Origin of the sequence: Curtobacterium pusillum (genome assembly GCF_007673235.1) — a bacterium.
GTDB classification, from domain to species: domain Bacteria; phylum Actinomycetota; class Actinomycetes; order Actinomycetales; family Microbacteriaceae; genus Curtobacterium; species Curtobacterium pusillum_C.
Genome location: NZ_VDZH01000001.1, coordinates 956,551 through 977,438, shown reverse-complemented (window position 1 = coordinate 977,438; position 20,888 = coordinate 956,551). Strand labels below are relative to the sequence as shown.

At 67.5% G+C, this 20,888-nt stretch carries 9 protein-coding genes; 2 read left to right on the top strand and 7 right to left on the bottom strand.

The window, feature by feature from the left end; all coding sequences use genetic code 11:
* Positions 1-22: 22 nt before the first annotated feature.
* The 7 genes from FS532_RS04485 to FS532_RS04455 all read right to left on the bottom strand — a co-directional run bounded on the left by FS532_RS04485 (position 23) and on the right by FS532_RS04455 (position 16,478).
* A complete protein-coding gene (locus FS532_RS04485) occupies positions 23-649 on the bottom strand; it encodes a response regulator transcription factor (protein WP_144750638.1) in 627 nt (208 codons plus the stop codon).
* Complete coding sequence (locus FS532_RS04480) at positions 646-1,845, bottom strand: sensor histidine kinase (RefSeq protein ID WP_144750636.1); 1,200 nt, start codon at positions 1,843-1,845, stop codon at positions 646-648. The genes FS532_RS04485 and FS532_RS04480 overlap by 4 nt, the downstream gene beginning before the upstream one ends.
* A 53-nt stretch (positions 1,846-1,898) precedes the next feature.
* Entirely contained in the window at positions 1,899-2,705 is an 807-nt protein-coding gene (locus FS532_RS04475; protein ID WP_144750634.1) for an ABC transporter permease, read from the bottom strand.
* Complete coding sequence (locus tag FS532_RS04470) at positions 2,702-3,541, bottom strand: ABC transporter ATP-binding protein (RefSeq protein WP_144750632.1); 840 nt, start codon at positions 3,539-3,541, stop codon at positions 2,702-2,704. Before FS532_RS04470 ends, FS532_RS04475 begins: the two co-directional genes overlap by 4 nt.
* A gap of 861 nt (positions 3,542-4,402) precedes the next feature.
* A complete protein-coding gene (locus tag FS532_RS04465) occupies positions 4,403-6,376 on the bottom strand; it encodes a hypothetical protein (RefSeq protein WP_144750630.1) in 1,974 nt (657 codons plus the stop codon).
* A gap of 8 nt (positions 6,377-6,384) precedes the next feature.
* Positions 6,385-14,370, bottom strand: a complete 7,986-nt coding sequence (locus FS532_RS04460) for a DUF3320 domain-containing protein (RefSeq protein ID WP_260852548.1) — start codon at positions 14,368-14,370, stop codon at positions 6,385-6,387.
* Positions 14,367-16,478, bottom strand: a complete 2,112-nt coding sequence (locus FS532_RS04455; RefSeq protein ID WP_222121931.1) for a nuclease-related domain-containing DEAD/DEAH box helicase — start codon at positions 16,476-16,478, stop codon at positions 14,367-14,369. The genes FS532_RS04460 and FS532_RS04455 overlap by 4 nt, the downstream gene beginning before the upstream one ends.
* 270 nt (positions 16,479-16,748) lie before the next feature.
* Here FS532_RS04455 and FS532_RS04450 point away from each other — a divergent pair, with 270 nt between their 5' ends.
* Positions 16,749-19,277, top strand: a complete 2,529-nt coding sequence (locus FS532_RS04450) for a GmrSD restriction endonuclease domain-containing protein (RefSeq protein WP_144750626.1) — start codon at positions 16,749-16,751, stop codon at positions 19,275-19,277.
* Positions 19,267-20,871: a hypothetical protein gene (locus FS532_RS04445; RefSeq protein ID WP_144750624.1), complete on the top strand. Its 1,605-nt coding sequence runs from the start codon at positions 19,267-19,269 to the stop codon at positions 20,869-20,871. Before FS532_RS04450 ends, FS532_RS04445 begins: the two co-directional genes overlap by 11 nt.
* Positions 20,872-20,888: the final 17 nt, after the last annotated feature.

Below are 20,888 nucleotides of genomic sequence, written 5' to 3'. Positions count from 1 at the left end.
GCTGCACGCGCGACCGAGGCGGTCAGCGGAGCAGGCCGAGCTCCATCGCGCGGGTCACGGCACGGGTGCGGTCGTTCACGCCGAGCTTCTCGAACACGTGCCCGAGGTGCGTCTTCACCGTCGTCTCGCTGAGGAAGAGCGTGCGGCCGATCGCCGGGTTCGAGTTGCCCTGGGCGACGAGCTGCAGGACCTCGAGCTCCCGCGGGGACAGGGACGGCCCGGCGGTCGGCTTGCCCGTGGTCCGGCGGACGAGCGCCGCTGCCGCCGAGGGAGCGAGTGCCGTCTCGCCGCGGGCAGTGGCCCGCAGGCCCGCGAGGATCTCCGACTCCGGCGCGGCCTTGAGCAGGTACCCGGCAGCGCCGGCCTCGATCGCCGCGAGGATCTGGTCGTCGGACTCGTACGTCGTCAGGATCAGCACGCGGATCCCCGGCTCGCGGGCGAGGATCCGCGCGGTCGCGTCGTCACCGTCCATCCCCGGCATCCGGAGGTCCATCAGGACGACGTCCGGCCGCTCGGCGAGGACGATCGCCACCGCGGCCTCGCCGTCGCTCGCCTGCCCGACGACCTCGACGTCGTCGGCGTCCTGCAGCAGCGCGACGATGCCCGCGCGGACGATCGGGTGGTCGTCCGCGACGACGACGCGGATCACCGGGTCACCTCGGTCAGGTGGATCGGATCAGCCTGGAGGCGCGGCTCGGCCCCGGTGGGCAACGACACCTCGACGACGGTGCCGCGTCCGGCATCGCTCGTGATCGTGCAGGTCCCGCCCGCGAGGGCGAGCCGCTCGCGCACCCCGCGGAGCCCGTGGCCCGCGGTCGGTACGGACGTGTCGAAGCCGACGCCGTCGTCCGCGATCCGCAGGCTGACCTGGTCGGCCGCCACGTGCAGTGCGACCTGCACCGAGGCGGCGTGGGCGTGCGATCGGACGTTGGCGAGGGCCTCCTGGCCGACACGCAACAGCACCACCTGTGTGTCGCGATCCAGTGCGCAGTCCGCTGCGTCGACGGTGACCGGGATGCCGGTCTCGCGGGTGAAGCGTTCGCCGAGGCGGTGCAGGGCGGCACCGAGCCCGTCGCCCGCGACGCCGGCGGCGCTCGCCGCGACGAGGGTGCGGGATTCCTCGAGGGCGGCGCGTGCTGACTCTTCGAGGATGGTGAGGCGTTCGTCGAGGTGGTCGACGCGGTCCGCTGCGAGGTCGCCGCGGGCACGCTCGGTGAGCATGACGATGCCGGCGAGGTTCTGGGCGACGGTGTCGTGGATCTCGCGGGCGAGCCGTTCGCGTTCGCTGGTGACGCCCGCGCGGCGGTTCGCCTCGGCGAGGGAGTCCTGCGTGGAGCGGAGCTCGTCGAGCAGGCGGCGGCGCTCGTCGGAGAGCTGGGCGATCCGCGTGATCCAGAGGCCGAGCGCGCAGGCGCCCGCGACGCTGACCGCCTCGATGAGGATCGTGCTGACGAGGGCGCCCGGGCCGCTCGCGATCTGCAGGCCGATTCCCGCGGCGACGCCGATCGCGACCGAGACGCCGACCGCCGTTCGGGTGCCCTGGATCTGGGTCCACGCGACGGGGAACAGGATGCATTGCACGAGCGCGGTACTCGGCACGATGGCGGGGAGCACCAGTGCGGCGAGTATGAGCAGCGGGACGAAGCCGGCCGCTGCCCGAGGGACGTCGTAGCCGCGCCACCCGAACGCCGCGTACGCGACGGCGAGGACGGCGAGCATCGCGAACGCCGGCCACCGGTTGGACCACGGCGACCACCCGAGCATGGTGATCACCGCGACGAGGGCGATCGTGACGCCGAACGCCACGTGCAGGCCCCAGTTGCGCTGCGCGGTGATGCGGTCCATGGCCTCAGCATCCCATCGCCGGTACGCCGCCGAGCGGTTTTCCACAGGCCGGATCACGCGTCCTTACGATTCCACCGGAACGTCAGCAGGCAGGCCACCGCGCCCAGGACCAGCCACGCTGTCAGGACGAGCGCTCCGAGGCCGAGGTGCCACGCGCCTCCAGGCTCGGCGGACGCGAACGCGTCCGGCAGGAAGACCGACCGAATGCCCGACGCCATCCAGCGGAGGGGGAAGACGGACGCGACGTTCTGCAGCCAGTCGGGGAGCTGCGTGAAGGGGAGGTAGACGCCGGAGATGAACTGGAGGACCAGGACTATGGGGACGATCGTGGCGGTGGCGCGGCGGCCCTCGCGGGGGAGCGCCGAGATCGCGATGCCGAGGACGCAGCTCGTGGCGACGCCGAGGAGCATCATGCCCGCAAAGTGTGCCCATGCTCCGCCGTCGGTCGGCAGGTCCACGCCGAACACCAGGCTCGCGATCGCCAGGAGCAGGGCGGTCTGCACGACCGTCGTGACGAGGACCATGCCGATCTTGCCGATGAAGTAGCTCACCACCGGCAGGGGTGTGCCACCCAGACGCTTCAGTGTGCCGTCGCTGCGCTCGCCCGCGATGTCGACGCCGAGGGACTGCGTGCCGGAGAGGAGGATTCCCGTCGCGACCAGGCCGGGCAGGTAGTAGGTGGCGTAGTCGACGCTGACGTTCGGGCCCGCCTGGATGTCCGGGGCGCTGCTGAACGCGACCGAGAAGAGCGCCAGCATGACGATGGGGAAGAGGAAGGTGAAGAAGACGGCGTCGGGGGCGCGGAAGTAGGAGCGGAGTTCGTAGCCGATGCGGTGCGCGCCGATGGCAGTGGTGTTCATCGTTGGGCGACCATTCCGAGGTAGACGTCCTCGAGGGACGGGCGGATGACTTCCAGGTCGTGCATGGGGTCTGGGTTGTTCTTGATGAGCGCGACCGGGTCCGTGGTGCGCTCGTCGTGGTGCGTGCCGTCTTGCTTGCGCCAGCGCACTCGGGGTGTCCGGGCCTCGGCGCCGCCGATCTCGTCGATCGGTGCGATGTCGAGCAGCTTGCCGTCGGCGATCACGGCCGCCCGGTCCGCGAGGTGTGCGGCCTCGTCGAGGTAGTGCGTGGTCAGGAGGATCGTCGTGCCCTCGTGCTTGACCTCGTCGATGAGGTCCCAGAACTGCCGACGGGCCTCCGGGTCAAAGCCGGTCGTCGGTTCGTCGAGGAAGAGGACCTCGGGGCGGCCGATGATGCCGAGGGCGACGTCGACGCGGCGGCGCTGGCCTCCGCTCAGGCGGCTGATGCGGGTGTTGCGCTGCGATTTGAGGCCGGTCTTCTGGAGGAGTTCCTCGACGCTGCGGTGCCGCGGGTAGAACGTCGTGAAGTGTCGGAGCTGTTCGGCGACGGTGACATTCGGGGACTCGGCCCTGGTCTGGAGGACGATGCCGATCCGTGCGTTGTGGCTGCGGGTCGTGTGTGCGGGGTCGTGGCCGAGCACGCGGACGTCCCCGCCGGTGCGGGTGCGGTAGCCCTCGAGGATCTCGACCGTGGTGGTCTTGCCGGCGCCGTTCGGGCCGAGGAGGGCGAAGGTTTCGCCGCGGGGGATGTCGAAGCTCACGTCGTCCACGGCGCGTTTGCCGGTGGGGTAATGCTTCGTGAGGTGGTGGACCTCGATGGCGGGGGTTTCGGGCATGGGTCAAGCGTGGTCTCGTGACGATGGTGGGGGATCCGCGGGGGCGGTGGTCTCGTATCCTCCGATCGGGGGATGGGGCGGCTTGCGAAGGGCGCCGCGACTGTTCCGGTCCACGAAGCCTGGCGATCGCGAACCAAAACGATCACGGCGTCCGGGGAAGGGACGCGCCCCTCAGTCGTCGGCGCGGAACGCGCCCCGTCTGGCCCGTTTACGCAACTCGTGAAGTGCAGACTTACCAGACGGTCGGCACGAGGCGGTCACGCACCGCTTGTCCCAGTGGTGCGTTTCGCGGATCACGAGCTCATTCGCACGACTTCACGCCGTCCGACGAAAGTCAGGGGTTAGCTTCTTCCAGCGATCCTAAACATACGGAGGCAACGCGGTGCTTTCGGGATTGGAAAACGAAGAGCCAGGTCCCCGCGACCGCCGCGATGAGGATCGCACCCGCCTCAACAGCCCACAGCGACGTGAGTGCACATGCTTCATCAAAGGCAACCGACACGATCACCGCGAAGGTGAGGGCTGAGACAGCCAGCGCGAACATCGCGAGAACCGCGGCGGTGGCGCGCCCGCCGCATCAGCCCGCAGCCCATTGAGCACGAGCAGTCCGAGTTCCGCGTCCTTGAGTGCGGCTGCACTGTAAGCGCGGACGATATTTGCGTTTGGGTCCATTCGCCTCGAGTAAAGGCATTCGAAGTGACTGAGGCAAAAGTGGACTCATAGCGTTCGTTGTCCTGAGGTTGGCCGCGGTTCATTCTTATAACATAACGGGTATGTTATCGACTGCGCCGTGCAGCTCGTATGCGACCGCACGAACTACGGGGCAAAGATCACGCCGGGCTTGCCATTCAAGAACGCGGACTAGTTGGTTTTCGTGTTCGTGAGGTGCGGCCCGATGTAGCCGATGAAGACCTTGCCGGTCCGGTCCGTGTCATCGAAATAGTGCATGCGTGGAGCGAACGTGTCGCGATGGGTTGGTTTGAAGTGCGCGAACATCTCCCTGGGGACCAGGGTGCCCGTGGAATCGGGGATAGCGAAAACGCGTTCTTGGCGCCAAGCCTTGTTCTGCAGAACTGAATCGCTCTCCGTGGAGGCGTGCCGATCACGTGGACATCGGGTTCCGATTGGTCCATCGTCATTGGTGAGATACATGTGTAGGTTTCCGCTCCAGCCACCCGCCTTCGCCTCGGCGTAGTCGTGAAGAACGCGAACGTATAACCACAGCGCAGAAGCGTAGCGCCCGATCGGATCTCGCTCGTCGACAGCCAGGGGACCAGCATCGTCGCCGGTGAACTGAACTCTCGCAATCGCCGCATGTTCTTCGTCACCGGGCGTCAGTCGCGCAACCAGCTCCCTCACGCTTTCAGGATGCGCCCAGGCGCTGTCATCGGGAACAATCGCCAGCGCGGCACGCTGCTCGCTGGTCATCGAAGTGCGGAGCCAATCCCGCTCCCGCCTCAGGTCGAGAGCATCCTGCGCTTCGCTGGCCGCGACCAACTCCAGCTCATCGATGCGCTCGTTGAGCGCGAGAAGTTGATCGGCGAGCCGACCCTCTCGGGCACCGGCTTCAGCGAACAGCTCTTCGTAGGCTGACTTCTCGCCCGCGGCCTTCGCGAGGAGCGAATCCAGAGCATCGAAGTGGTCGTGCTCCAAATTCGAGGCACCGAGCCACCGTCGCACGAATCGGGCGATCCGGTCTTTCAGCCCGACGGAGAAGGCACCGGGTTCTGGCGACTCACTCGAAGAACCGACCGTCGCCGCGATCGTCCCCGTGTCCGTGACCGAGCGCGTTTCGTGAGCCTCGTCCGTCGCGAGTGTTGTCTCGACGCGCTCCGCGACGATCGTACTGATCCGAGCGTCCCGAATCCTCCGACTTTCGGCGTCGATGAGCAGTCGCATTCCGCGGCGAACATCCTTCGGGAGTTCGTGGCCGAGGAAGTGCTTTCGGATGCCTTCCGCGTGCAGAGACTGGAGGGGCAGAGCAACTCGGCCGCCACGGATCGAGCGAGCAAAAGTCGCCGGGCCGAGGACACGGTGTCGAGCACCGTCGGCGGGAAGTGCGAAGTCGACGTCCGTCACGAAGGTGCGGACCCGTCCCGGTGAGACAGCATGTGACGGCGGGAGCATTGCCGCGAGAGCAACGGCGGCAGCGTCTGTCACGACATACGTGGCAGCCACACCGACGCTCATCGTGGTCAAGTCGGCGATCGTCCGTTGCCAGACCTCGTCCGTGTCGCGGCTCAGGGAGGTTGCCACGACCACCGGTACTCGGCGTTCTGGGTCGTTGATGACGGCCACGAGCGCTGCGACGTCATCAACATCGACACGGACCGGCGCCGATGTGAGGTGAGCCGCCCCGTCGCGGACGATGGTCCGAGCGAGGAGGTTCTTGACGATGCGAGGAGGTGCGACATCTCGCATCGCTCGCTCCGGCTCAACGTCGAGCATGCCCGCCTCGATCACCACCGCCTCGCCGTTCGACCGAGACGACAGCGCGAACACCGAGATGAGCCAGGTACCACGATCATTGGTCTCGACGAAACGCGTAAGGCGCCTCCGGGCCCCGTGAGCATCGTCGTCGATGGTGACCGATACAACTGCACTCTTCCCGAGCCGGACGTCGCCTTCGCCGTCCCAGTCCGCAGATTCGAGAGTTCCGCGGCGCTTTGAGCGAAGCTTGGAGCGCAGCCACTGCCGCAGCTCCTCGTCGGACAAGTCCAGCGCAGAGACGTCCTCTGGCAGACGAAGCACTGCCCGGTAGCCGACTGCGTGGTCGAGCACTGCTGCCTGCGCAGCTGACGCGCCGGCGCTCCCGGCGACTTCCTGCGTTGCCACGTTTCTCCTCATCGATCAGCCATCCGGCCCAGGTCAACATCTCCTTGAGCAGTCCGAGCGACCCGCTGCGAGGTCAGCGCAACCATCAACGCCATCGTCATACGGTCGCTGACATTCTGCGTCATCCTCGTTCCACCGAAGAGCGCGAGCGTCTCGCGCAAGAGCGACGTCTCGGACCGAGGTCCGCCGTGACGGACCAGGTGGACCATCGCATTGCCGATCTCCCGGAGCGCGACGACCTCGACCGGCCGGGAGTCCTGAGGAGTGGATGCCCTGAAGCCCGACCAGCCTTCGGGGTCGACGCCGATCGGCCAGACGAAGCGCTCCAACGCACTCCAGCGCAGCATGGGTGGCACGAGCGCCGAGATCGCCTGCGCCCGAGCAGCGTGCACGCGATCCAGGCCGAACGAGTTCGCGACCAGGCGCACCAAACGCTCCTCGGCGATCGGCCCTTCCGCCTGGACTACCTCGACCAACAGCGCCTGGACACGAGCAGCATTCTGCGGGAGATCGATCGCGTCGAGGACGGAGACGTCCCCGGACCGATCAGCCGGCGACCACGAACGGAACCGTTCGGTCTCTCCGGTCGCGCCCACGTCACGAATGGGGGCGTTTTGCTCGACCTCCGGGGCAGGTGCGGCGTGCGCCCGCAACGTACCGGGCTCATCGGGGCCTCCGCCCCCAGCGCGAGCGTCGAAACGGACGTCGACTGGGTCATCCGAGGGCTCGAGAGTCGGTTCAACGATGTCTGCGGGGGCTGTGAAGTCGACCGGGGACACCGGAAGCGAGTGGTCAACCGTGGGCCCGTTCGGACCTGCCGCGAACGCGAACGCCTCTGGCAGCTCTTCGAGCACGTCGTCGATCGCCGTCGAGACGGCGGCTCCCGCGTCCGCGGTAACGACCCGCTCCTCGTGGGCCTTCTCAAGCGAGTCGACGATCGAGTCGACCACGACGTCGCGGTCCGCCAGCCAATGCGGCATCCACACCCGTCGGACGCTCGGCCAGTGCATCAGGTTCTCGAGGACCTCCAGGGGGAGCGCGTCCCGGTCAGCGACTGTAGCGCGTGCTGCCCAGGCGGGGGTGTCGAGCAACACCGCAAGCAGCGGCTCGGTCGGGTTCGACGGGTGGGCCACAGCGATGTCGACCTTGAAGTCGGAGAGTCCCACGTCCGTCTGGACGGCAAGCCCGCGCCTAGCCAGCTCCGAGGCGATCTCGTCGCGGTGCCGATCCGTCGACATGGCGTCGTCCCGTGCGCCGAGCGCTGCCCGGGCACCGCGCTGTGCGAGCTCGAGGTAGGCGCGCAGGTGCTTGATGCCCAACGAGGTCGTCTCGTCAGCACGGAGGTCCTGCGGGTCGAAGCTCGAGAACAACACCACCTGCCGTCGTGCACGGGTCACCGCCACGTTCAGCCTCCGCTCGCCGCCAGGGCTCGTGAGCGGCCCGAAATTGAGCGGGAGGATGCCCCGCGAATTCTTGCTGAAGGCAGTGGAGAACAGGATCGTGTCGCGCTCGTCACCCTGCACGTTCTCGAGGTTCTTCACGAACAGGCCGTCTACGGCCGAATCGAGCGCCTCGTTGATGCGTGAGTCTTCGAGCGCACGCAGGAGTTCCTCCACCAGGGACCGCTGCTGCGCGTTGAAGGTCACGACACCGAGCGACGGGACGAGGTCGGGCGAGGCCGCGAACCGCCGCTGAATATCCGCGACGATCGCGCGAGCCTCGACCGGGTTCGTCCTGAGGTTCTGCCTGGTCGTACCCTCCTGCCCTGCGCGCATGAACTGGCCGTCGACGCGTCGGAGGGACACCCCATGACCGTCGACGTCTGCGGATGCGTCACCGAGAGCAGGTGCGGGGAAGGACGTGAGCTGGTCGTCGTAGTAGTACCGGTTGCTGAACGCGATGAGCGACTCGTCCTGGCTGCGGTAGTGCCAGGTCAACTGAAAACGGTCCACGCGGGCCTGAACACACTGGGCGAGGATCGACTCCTCGTCGACCGCCACCTGTTCGGCGGCGCCGTTCTCGTCGTCGTCCGAGTCGTCGATCGAGGTCTCCGCAAACGAGGTCGGTGGCATCTGCTTCGAGTCACCGACCACGACCACCGCCTTCGCCCGCCCCATGGCGCCGATCGCGTCCGCCACCCGCACCTGAGAGGCTTCGTCGAAGACGACGAGGTCGAACAGGCCCGGTGTTGCTTCGAAGAACCGTGCGACTGAGTCGGGGCTTACCAGTACGCAAGGGGTCAGTTCGGTCACGTACTGGCCGTATCGCGACATGAGCTCGCGGACCGGCATGAGCTTGCGCAGCTTCGACGAGCGCACCTCGGCGAGGAACTGCCCGGCGCCGCCGGACGCGGTGGTCTCGTTGAACGTCCGCCGGGTGACGACCTTCTCGGGAATGACACGCGGGAGGTGCTCCCGCAGGTCACGAGCGGCGTCAACGTACCGTCCGATCTTATGTTCGTGGGCGGCAGGGTCGAACTGGTCGAGCCCCGTGGCGCGTGCCCGTTCGAGTCGCATCGCGGTCGCGAGCCCCCGGTCGAATGCCTCGAGCGCGTCCTCAGACCCCTGGGCGCCGGTCAGCAAGACCTCGTACGCGTCGAGCAGTCCCGCGGCGCGGAGCGGCTCGAGGACCGACAGCCAGTCCGCCCAGGCCTCGGGAGTGCACCCGTCACGAGATGCTCCCGAACGGCCGTCGCGGGTCGCGTTCCAGCGGATGGTCGGCAGCTCTTCGCCGAGCCAGGGGAGCCACGCCGCGCTCGAGGCGAGCGCTTCGAGAGCGGACGAGAATACGACGACCTGGTCGCGGAGCTCGGGCTGCGGAGCACCGGAACGGGTCGTGTAGGCGAACAACGATCGACGGAACCGTCGGTCTTTCGCATCAACGCTCGTACCGCCGGTCACATCGGCCAACCAGCTCAACCACCGGACCTCGGTCGCGAGCGACGCATGGGCGTCCTGGTCGAGCGGACTCCATCCCGCGCGGATGACGAGGCCCGGGATCACAGCGATGCTGCTGGCGAGGTCCAGCGCAGCCTGCTGCATCTCCGCCGCGCGCGCCGTCAGTGCCACGAGCCGGTCCGGGTCGACGACCACACCCGGAACCCCGTGCGGGGCGAGTTCGTCGGCAACGCTCTGAAGGCGTTTCTTACGACCGAAGATGCTCGACGTCGCGGCGGTGGCGGCCTCCCTGGCGATCGCAGCGAGATCCGCTCGAAGCGATTCCGGGCGGATCACGGCGAGCACGTCGGCGTAGCGCTGCGAGAACGAGTGGACCTGGTCCTGAACGGCGGCTGTCGCATCACGCCACCGTTGCGTCCCGGCTTCGGTGAGCACGGCCGCGGCGACGGGCGGTGCCTCGACGATCGAGGCGAGGGCTCGGAAGTGCTCTGGCCTCGTGGCGTTGGTCAGGGCTTCGGCGTAGGAGCCGAGCGTCGGGTCGTCGCGCGCCGGGACCATGTCGACCGCACGATCGAACGCGACGGCGCGGGCACGCAGGACTTCGGGATCGGTACCGGCCGAGGCGAAGGCCCATGGGTGGTCGGCGACCGGGCGCGCCCGCAGTGCGACGTCCGGCGCTTCTCTGAGTGCTCGACGGATCGAGTTGATGTCCGACTCGGTGATGCGTGCTGCGACGTCGACCGGGACCTCGAGTGTCCGTGTGATGTCGGCGGTCGCGAGCTCCGAGTTGCGTGCCATGTAGAACGAGCGCCCAGATTCGTTCGTCTCGTGCAGCCTCCGGGCGTACCGGCTGAGGCCACGGCGGTTCTGCGAGACTGCGTCGCCGGTGCGGACCACTGCTTCGTGGTCGACCCGCGGCCGTTGTGCGAGCGCCTCTCGGAGACGCGCGCGCACCTCAGCGGGCTTTGCTCCCTTGTCGTGCAGGTCGAGGGTGAAGGGCGCGAGTCCGACCGCGTCGAGTCGTCGTTGAACGACCTGGAGGGCGGCGCGCTTCTCTGCAACGAACAGCACGCGCCGGCCGCCGGCGATCGACTTCGCGAGCAGGTTCGTGATGGTCTGCGACTTTCCCGTACCGGGCGGGCCCTCGAGCACGAACGTGCGGCCGGACATCGCAGCAGCGACTGCCTCGAGTTGCGAGGAGTCAGCCGGCACGGGGAGCTCGGACAACAGCTCGTCGAGCTCGTCTGTCCCGGCCGAGGCGTGATCGAGGTCGACCTGGTCGCCGACGAAGCGCTCGGTCGGTGACTCGATCAGGTGCTGCACGAGCGGATTGGTCGACAGTGCCGCCCAGTTCTCGTCGAGGTCCTTCCAGAGGCGGAACTTCGCGAACTGCAGGATGGCGAGGTCGACCGTGGGTTCGACGACGGCGTCGATGCCGGCTCGGAGGATCGCCGCTCGCGCGCCCGCCAGGACCTGCTCCACATCGATGCCCGACGCGTCGGATTTCGGGTCGGCGAGCGCAGGAATGCGGATGCGATGCTCGGCCCAGATCTTCTCGAGGAGGCAGTAGTTCGGCGTGGACATGCCGGATTCGTCGAGGACGACCTCGTACGCGCCGCCGCGCGTCCGGGCCTTCAGCGTGACGGGCACGAGGATGAGCGGGGAACGGACCTGCTTGCTCTTGACCGTCCAGACCATCGACCCGAGTGCGATGTACAGGTTGTTGGATCCGGTCTCCTCGACGACGGTCTTCGCCTTGTGCGCGAGCGTCTGGAAGTGGCGCGAGTAGCGGTCGACGGAGACGTCCCCGTAGACCGTCTTGTTGCCTCGGAACAGCTCGGTCTTGTCATCGTCGGGGAGGGACGCCGCTGAGCGCACGCCGCGTTGCAGGAGCACCTCGGGGAGGTCGTTCGAGGCGCGGATCGTGAAGGGTTTGCCGGAGTTCAGGTAGTCCTCGAACTCGGCGAGTCCATTCGACGCCAGGTACAGCTCGAAGCGGGCTCGGTCCGTGAAGTTGATCAGGCGGTTCCGCAGGCTTAGGTCGAGCAGGTTGTTCTTCCACTGCTTCACGCGAGGGGGCGTGGAGTCCTCTGCGGACTCGATCGCTGCACCGGAGTCCGCGGGTACGTACTCAGCGAGACGCGCGTGCTCTACCTGGTACTCGACGACTCGCACCTCTCCGTCTTCGGTGACGGTCCTCGCCGGCAACGGGAGGATCTCGCTCCGGCGTGCGAGGAAGACGTCGACGACCCCCTGGACGTCGTGGAGCTCCTCCGACAGGTGACGTGCCCCGGCGGCGATCACGTCGGCGAGCGAAGCCGCCGAGCCGTCCGTGGTGAGCATCGTGGTTTCGATCGGGGTCACGGCCCCGATGTCGACCAGGTTCTTTAGCGTGACCCCGGGGGAGACGAGTGACGGCATCGGTGTGTCGAAGCGCGTGTAGGCGAGAAAGGCGTGCCGGCGCATGACGATCAGCAGCGGGCGGATCCCCGCCCACTCCAGCGCAGCAGCCAGCACCACCGTCGTGTCGAGGCAGGTGCCGAACCGGCCTTCGAGCACTTCTGCCGGGGTCCTCACCTGCTGGCCCGCGCCGGCCCAGCTCGCGGGTGGCATGCTGTAGCGGACCTCGCGGTTCCGCATCGCCCGCACGATCGCAGCGACCGTCTTATCGACGCGCTCCGGCCCCTCCTGGTAGCCGCTCAGGCTCGCTCGCCCCGTCTCAGCCGCCAAGATCGTCGACGCCTCGTCGAGCAGCGAGGTCAGCGCCGGATGGTTCGGCTGCACGTGTGCCGCGAGCATCTCCTCCGACAGCTGGGTGCCGCCGTCGACCCACTGGTGGGCGGCAACGAGGTGGACCTCAGCAGCGGCCGTGGCGAGAAGCTCGTCGCCGTCGCGAAGCGTGGCCGTGACGACGGCAGGACGAGCGGCCTCGACCGTCGCGGTGACGGCCGGATCGAGCCGGAACCCGAGGTCGTGCTTCTCGATCTCGGACTGCGGTGCGAGGTCGAAGAAGTGCTCCCTCGGCTCGCCGAGCGAGAGCCCGGCTGAGGAGACCTCGATGGTGAGCCGCGCGTCTCGGACGTTCGCGCCGTCGTGTCGGATGCGGACGGCGTTCACCACCGCGATCCGGTTGTGTGCCATCGCGTAGCTGATGAGCGGTGCACACTCGATCGCGAGCTCCGTGGACCTCGCCGCCGTCCCTGCCGCGCCCGATGCCGAGGCGGTCGAGGCCGAGTCGGTTGCCGAAGCTGCGTGCGTCGCCTCCGCGGACGCAGTGGTCGCGCGTGTCGCGGTCCGCTCGGCCATCGACGACTGGAACGTCCGCCGGAGCTCCGTCGCCTCCGCAGCTTGCTCATCGGAACCCACGGCCTCGAGGAGACGGACGGTTGTGTCGAGCGCCCGGTAGGTGTCTGCTTCGTCGAACACGGCGTTGTGTGCCCATCGGTTCCGAACATCGCGCAGCTCGCCGGCGAGTCGTCGCCCGTTGTGGTCGAGGTCGAAGGGGAATCCGAGCTGCGGCAACTTCTCTGTCAGGGCACGGAGGACCACCTGCAGGTCGTGTTCGTCGTACTGGGTGTTCGACCGGCCGTGCTTCTGCTGGTCGAGCAGCTGGATGAGTTGGGGCCACCGCGCTCCGGACGAGATGCGAGGCTGCAGGACGTCACTGACGAACGGCTCCAGGCCGGCGACCGCGACTCGTAGCGCTGCTCCGACGTACTCGGGGCCGTTCGTCATCGCAGCGTCCTCTCGTGCAGATCGTGAGCGCGGTTCGGTGAACGGCGCTTCCGGAGCAGCCGACGGTTGTACGGGAACCCCCGCCGACACCGACTCACCTTGCCACGAGCCGCCGTCATCACTGGCGCGGGCTGAAATGAGCGCTGAATCGAGCGTCGCCTCGTCGATCATCGGGACGCCGTACTGCCGCGCCTTCTTCGCCTTGCCGCTCAGGCTGTCTGGGTCTGCCGCGACGAGGAGGGTCGTCTTCTTCGTCACCGCGGCGCCCACGGTGACACCGAGCGCGCGCAGCTCGTCTTCGATGTCCGCTCGGGGGCGACGCATCTCGCCCGTCAGCACGACGATCGTCGTTGCGTCGAGCTGTGTCCGCGGCTCGGCAGCCGGTGTACCGAACGGTATCGGGCTACCGGCTGACCGTGCGAGCGCCTCCCGTACGACGTCGGACGGGACGCGCAGCAGTTCGGCCACGAGGTCGACTTGCGCCCGTTCGGAGGGATCGAGCACGCCGTCGCGCAGGGCGGCGCGGGCGAGCGTGTGCACGTACTCCTGGTGGAGTCGGGCGCGCTGGTCCGCCGGCATCGCGAGGTGCACGGCGAGGTCGTCAAGCGCGACTGATTCGTCGATGCTGAGGAACCCGTCCGCGACGGCACGGTCGACGAGTGCGAGGTACTCCCGCTCGGTGCGGTCGGTGCTCGCCGGTAGGAGTTCGACCGCGCGGTCCATCGCGCTCGTGGCTGGGGCGGCCGAGGCGCGGCGTCGGGGCAGCCATTCCGGTCCACTCGCTCGGGGGCGTCCCCACATGAGTGTCACGCCGGTCTCGAGACGTTCGTCCCAGCGCCGCCGGTCCTCCGCGGGGTCATGCATGTAGGCGCCGAGAAGCCGAGCGGTCGCGCGGGCATCTGCGAGTGCTTCGTGCGCGTCGACCAGGTCGATGTCGAACGCGGAGCAGCAGTCGGCGAGGTTCCGCGCGGCGCCGGGCAGGAAGGTGCTCGCGAGTCGCATCGTGCACACCGAGTTGTCCGTCGTGCACGGGAACGGCGCGCCGGCGCGAGCGAATTCCGCCTGCAGGAAGGAGACCTCGAAACGCACGTTGTGGGCGACGAGCGTCCGTCCCTGAAGAAGGTCGGTCAGGTCGCCGACGATGTCCTCGAACGTTGGCGCACCGATGACGTCCGCTCCGCGGAGACGGTGGATGTGCGTGGGCCCGAGGTCTCGGTTCGGGTTGACGACTGTCTCGAACTCGCGCTCGATCCGCCCGTGTTCGTCGACGAGGACGACGGCGATCTCGATCACTCGGTGGCCTGTCTTAGGAGACAGCCCCGTCGTTTCGAGGTCGACCACTGCGAAACCCCTGTTGGTCATCGGTTGCTCCCCGTCCCGGTGCGGACACCCACCCATAAGCCGTCTCGTGCCCGTGTCATGCCCACGTAGAGCTCCCGGCGGCCCCGCTCCCGACGCTCTCGTTCGGTCTCCGACGGGTCGGCCGGGGCAGCATCGAGCAGCCGAGGATCGACGTGCGCGAGCAGCACCTGCTTGAACTCGAGGCCCTTCGCCCGCTTCACGGTCCCCACGCGGACCGCGTCCGAGGTCCGCCCCGCGTACTGCTGCAGAGAGACGGTCGGGACGCCAGCTCGCCCGAGCGACTCCATGACGTCGTTCGCCTGTCGGTTCGTCGCCGTGAGGATGCCGATGTCACCGTGACCGGTCCCGACGAGTCGAAGGACCTTGGTCAGCCGGTCGAGCATCGCCCGGTCGTGCTCGGCACGACTCGCGAACCGCGTCATCGTCGGAGCGGCACCGGAGCGCGAGACGTCGGACACCGCGTCACCGACCCCGTCGACGCCCTCGATGTCCACGAACTGGTCGTCCGCCACCATCTCCTTCGCGAACTCGAGGATCTCGGCGGTGTTCCGGTGGTTGACGTCAAGCACCACGCCTCGACCCGACAGGTTGATGCCGACCTCGCCGAGCGTGTACCCGCCGGGGTAGATGGTCTGCTGGCCGTCGCCGATGAGCGTCAGGCCGTCGGTCCGGTCACCCACGAGCTGGTGCACCAGCGCGACCATCGCGCAGGACAGATCCTGCGCCTCGTCCACGATGACCGCGTCGTACCGCTCGAGCGGCACCGCGCGCACCGCGTCGCGTGCGAGCAGGACGATGTCCTGCCAGTCGTGCGCTCGTCGCTCGCGCAGCCCGCGCGCGTACGCCTCGTACAGGTCCCAGACGGCCTGCCGCGTCTCCAGCGGGAGCGCGTGCTTGCGCCCGATGCGAGCCAGGTCCGCGTACTCGTCGAACCGCGTCAGGCCGCGGCCCTTGATGACGTGGCTGATTTCGTCTTCCCAGTACGAGCGCGAGAATCGCGACGACCGCAATGGACTGGAGGCGCGGATCGCGTTCCACGCGTCGTCGAACGCGAGCTGGGCCTCCCGTCCAGGAGCGCGGAACGCGATCCCGCGTTCCTTCAGCAGGCGCGTGGCGAACGCGTGGACGCCCATGAAGTCGACGCGGCCGACCATGTCGGGCGCGAGGCGTTCGAGGAGCGACTCGAGGACCTTCGGCAGGGTGCTGATGTACGTCGTGAACAGCACGCGACCGCCGGTCGCGCGTGCGAGGTACGCGGCACGGTGCAGGCCGACGACGGTCTTGCCGGTGCCGGCAGCGCCACGGATTCGTGCCGGGCCGTTGAAGCTTCGGCGCACGAGCTTGGCCTGCGCGGGGTCGAGGAACGCCATCCAGTCCTCGATCGGCGCTTCGAGCACGCCGTTGAGGAGCTGGTCGGTCAGCTCGTCGTCCAGCGCAGCGATCGTCGGCGAGGGCGTCGGCGCGGGCTCGCGGGGGAGTACCGGTGCCGGGACGACAACCTGTGGCCGTGTTGCTCCGCCGTCGCCGATCACGGGGAAGTGGTGCAGCATCGCGGCGAGGACCTCGTCGACGCGGGAAGCCGAGAGTCGGGCACCGCGCTTCGTGATGTGCCCGACGAGGTCGTGCGCGCCGATCACGTCGACCGAGGCGACGCGGGCGTGCATCCGCTTCTGGCCGGCGAGTGCTGCGACCGCGTGCACCTCGCCGGGCGCCAGGCCCGTGTCCGCCAGTGCTGCCTCGGTGCTGTACGCGAGGTCGGCGAGGCGGGCGATGTCGTCGGTGACGTCCTCTTGGCCGCGGGTGATCCGGTCGCCGTGGACCGCGACCTCGCGCCAGGCCTTCGTGTCGACGATGAAGACGCCGGCGCGGCCGACGACGACCATGTCCACTTGCGCTGTGCGGCTGCCGGGCCAGCGGCGGTCGCCGAGGAGGTGGTATCCGATGCCGGCGAGTGGGGCGAGGATTCGCGCGGTCTCGCTTTCGGTGCGGTGCGCGATCTCAAAACGGGCAGCGCGTTGCTCGGCGTCGTCCGCCTGGCGGCGGAGCTCGCGTGCGTGGCTACGCTGGCGGTGCGCCTCGACCCCTGCGGATTCTCCAGCCATCGTCATGGTGTTGCCCCTCGGAGGATCCGTTCGTCTTGACCGTTCGCCGTCCCCGGAGCGCGCGGTGCTGATTCATCCTCGTGGACGCGACGCCGCCTCGAAAGCACCTGTTTTGGGGTGCTCTCGTGTAGCAGCTATCTAATCGATACGTTACACATCAGTGGGCGGACTATTGCGGGGTTCCGCAGAAGCGCCGAGACGAATCATGGACAGTGGCCGCCAGTGTCGAGAAGGACTCGGTTCTGTCTCTAGGATCTCGATGACGGAGGACGATACATGGACGTACGTGAAACCACCCTGCAGGAACTGCTCGGCGGACCCAAGCAGTACATGGTGCCGCTCTACCAGCGGCCCTACGCGTGGGAGGTGCGTCAGCGGAAGCGCCTGTGGAGCGACATCCTCGAACTCGCCGAGACCCGTCGGACGAACCCGAGCGCGACGCATTTCATGGGCTCACTCGTACTCTCGACCGGAGCAATCGTGCCGACCGGCATGGAGTTCCTCGTCGTCGATGGCCAGCAGCGACTGACAACGTTGTCGATCCTGCTCTGCGCGCTCCGCGACTACCTCCGTGTGCACCAGACCAGTGAGCCGATGCTGGCCGAGAGCATCCACGAGCAGTACATCGCCGACCGCTTCAAGCCCGGCGACGCCCGCCTGAAGCTCTTGCCCACCCAGGCGGATCGCGATCCCTTCCGTGCTGTGGTCGATGGTGCAGTCGGCGCCGACTCGACGTCCGGGGTGGGCGACGCCTACTCGTTCTTTCGCCGCGAACTCGAACTCGCCGACGACCCAGACGATCCCCACGACATCGAACGGATCCGCGAGGCCGTTCTCGGCGGTCTGAGTTTCGTGTCCATCACCGCTCGAGACGAAGACAACGTCTACCGGATCTTCGAGTCACTCAACAACACTGGTCTCCGACTGACGCAGGGTGACCTGGTCCGCAACTACCTGTTCATGCGCCTCGGGTCCCGCGGGGAATCGGTCTACTCGTCGTGGTGGCTCCCGATGCAGCGTCGGCTCAGCGTCAACGACCTCGAACTGATCTTCTGGCTCGACGCCGTCGCAGACGAACCGCTGCTCAAGCAGGGCGACATCTACAGCTACCAGCAGGCGCGTCTGGCGAAGATGGACGACAAGCAGATCCTCGCGGAGATCGAACGCTTCAGCCGTTTGTCCGAGCAGCTCGAGGTCATCCGCAATCCGTCCCGCGAACCCGATGCTGCCGTACGAAAGCACCTGCAGCACTTGGCCGAGTGGGCATCGACCACGACCGTGCCGCTTACGCTTCGGCTTCTTGCACGACGCGCCGCCGGTACGAACAGCACGGAACAGGTCGCCGGAGCGCTCGCCGCTGTCGAGTCCTACATCGTGCGCCGCACGATCGGCGGGCGCTCAGGCCAGGGCCTCAACCGCACCATCCTGCAGGCGTGCGGCGTCCTGGATGATCGACCGGTCGACCATGTTCTCGTCGACTACTTCTCGACCGGGCGAAAGTACTTCTCGACCGACGACCAGATCCGCGACGCGGTCCGCACCCAGCCGTTCTACCTGCGTGGTCTGCGGACCCAGCAGAAGCTGATCCTGAAGTGGGTGCAGGAGGAACTCAACGCGAAGGAACCCGTTGACGTCGAGAAGTCGACAATCGAGCACATCTTGCCGCAGACGCTGACCCCGGAGTGGCGTGCTGCGCTCGATGTCGACCTCGCAGACGACGAGACCGTCGACCTGGTGCACGAGCAGCTCGTGCACTCGCTCGGCAACCTGACGCTGACCGGCTACAACTCCGAGCTCAGCAATCGGCCGTTTTCCTCGAAGCAGGACGACTACCGGAAGAGCAGCTTCAGTGGACTGAACCGACTCGTGCTCGAAGCTTCGACATGGGGCCGAGCAGAAATCCTCGCTCGAGGTGAATGGTTCGCTGAACGGATCGTCGAGCAATGGGCTGGGCCGAATGAACGGCTGCAGTCATCCGACACTGGCCGCGACTGGTCGCTCGTACACCAGGCGATCATGGCCATCCCCGCCGGCCACTGGTCGTCGTACGGTGACGTCGCTGCTCTCGTCGGCACGCACCCGGTCCCGCTCGGCGTCCATCTAGCGAGCCACGAGGTCATCGGGGCACACCGGGTGCTGCAAGGCGGCGGCACAATCTCGCCTGGGTTCCGTTGGCCTGATCCGTCCGATGAGCGTGATCCTCGGGCGGTGCTGGAAGAAGAAGGGTTGCGATTCTGGACCAACGGCGCTGCTGACGAGGCGGCCCGGCTCTCGACCGCGGCGCTCGCCGAGCGGGTGGGTCTGGTCACTGACGGAGTCAACGGCACGGATGCGGTGTCAGACGGCACGTTCATGGGGCAGTTGTCGAGCGCGAACCCGCCGGCGACCTTCCATGCCGTCTCCGAGCTCTTCACCGCGTGGAAGGAACTCGGCGGAACCGTCGAGTTCGGGTCGAACCGGGAGAGCAGCGCATTCATGACGGCACCTCGACGGTCCGAGGAGGGGCCGTCGCACTGGCCCTTCGCGATCTACCCGATCTCGGGGAGCGTCGAGGTGGTGTTCCAGCACCTGCGAGTTCGCCCGCCGTTCGATGACCTCGCCCTGCGGCAAGAGTTCCGTAGCCGACTCAACGCCGTGCCTGGGATCGACCTCGCCGCCAGCAGGATCGACAAGCGGCCATCGTTCCCGATCGACGTGCTCAACACGACCACTGCCCGCGAGCAGGTCGTTGATGCGCTGCGGTGGTTTGTCGACCAGCTCAACCCCAACACGCAGAACGCTGAAGGAGACACCGATGAGCGATGAGCTCCACGACGAAGTGCACGAGGATGAGCCACAGAACGGCGAGGCACCCTCGTCGGCGCTGGTCGAGTTCGAGGACGGTCTCGCCATCTTCTTCGGCACCGATGTCCCGGATGGGCTCGAGGTCGTTCCGTTCTCGTTCATCGACGAGCCAACGCTGCGCGCAGTCTCGACGGCCGTCGGGAACGCCGTCGGCCTTGGAAGCGTCGGCGCGCAGGGCATCAATGCAGCGATGCAGGCCCAGGGACTCGTGCGACTTGCACCGCAGACTCTCGAGGCGCTCAAGACGGCGACACCGATAGTCAAGGACGGCTGGAATCTTGGGACCCTCGCGAGCGGCGGCGGTTCATTCACCGCGTCGGTCCGCTGGCTCCCCGCCACTGCAGCGACGACTGCCTCGGTCCTTGCCTCGATGGGGCCGGCGATCACGTTGATGGTCATCCAGTTCCAGCTGAACCAGATCGCTGCTGTTGCCCAGCACAATCTGGAACTGACCTCGAAGGTGCTGCAGGTCGTGCGCCAGGGCCAGTGGTCCGCCGTGACCGGACACTACGAGACCCTCATCCGCGAACTGCGGCACGCCCGACGGATCGGGGAAGTGACCGACGCGGTGTTCGCTGAGGTGCGCGGCTACCAGGGTGAGCTGACGTCGCAGTGGGATGCGAACAAGCATGCAGTTCAGCGATACGCCGACGAGCTGGGGAGGAAGGCCGGACACAAGGACCGGCAGCAGTACCTCGCCGACAACGGACAGGCGATCATTGCCGACGTCCAGGCGCTTCTGCTCTCGCAGACATCCTGGTTCGTCTACCAATCGCTCCGTGCCGGACACCTGTTACGGAGTGCGAAGACGAACGAGGCAGACGCCAAGCTGCTCGACGGCTTGGTGACCGACGCCCGCGATCTGCACGAGCAGTCGCTTGCCCAGACAGACGAACTGCTGGACCAACTCGCTCGAGAGTTCGCAATCATCGCCGAACTGCCGGGCAAGCGGACGTTCAAGATCGGGGGCACCGCACGAGCGGCGAAGGAGTCGAACCTCATGGTGCGTGAGCTCCAGAACGCCCTCGGGCACATCCGCGGCATCGAGACGGCCCCTGACCGAGAACCCCTGAAGCTTCCGTCCTTGATGGTCTTCGAGGACGGCATACCGGAGGAACTCGTTCGGATCCTCCCGTTCCGCCTCCAGCCCGGCGAGCAGGTCCTCGCGCTGGCGGACGTCTCGTTCGACCGGATCACCCTTCCCCGTCTGAGCGACGGTTGGGTTGCCGTAACCGACCGACGTCTGCTCCTGACCAAGCAGGACTCGTTGCGCCGGGTCGGTGCGATCGACTCCGAGTTAAGCCTCGCGAACATCCGGTACGTCCGACGTCCGGACTCTCCGGAGCGGCCACCCGTCGTCGAGATCATCACCAAGGATGCGGACGTGACCCTCCGCTTCCCCGCATGGGCGAAGACAGGAGCAGCGCGACGATCCGCGGTTGACTTCGGGGAGCTGATCGCCAGCTTCATGAACCTGCCTGTCGAGGAGATCCCCGCGTTCAGCGTGCTCGAGATCGCCGCTCCAGAGGAAGGATTGCGCTCGGTTCGAAGCTGATCCGCACAGCTGTGCCG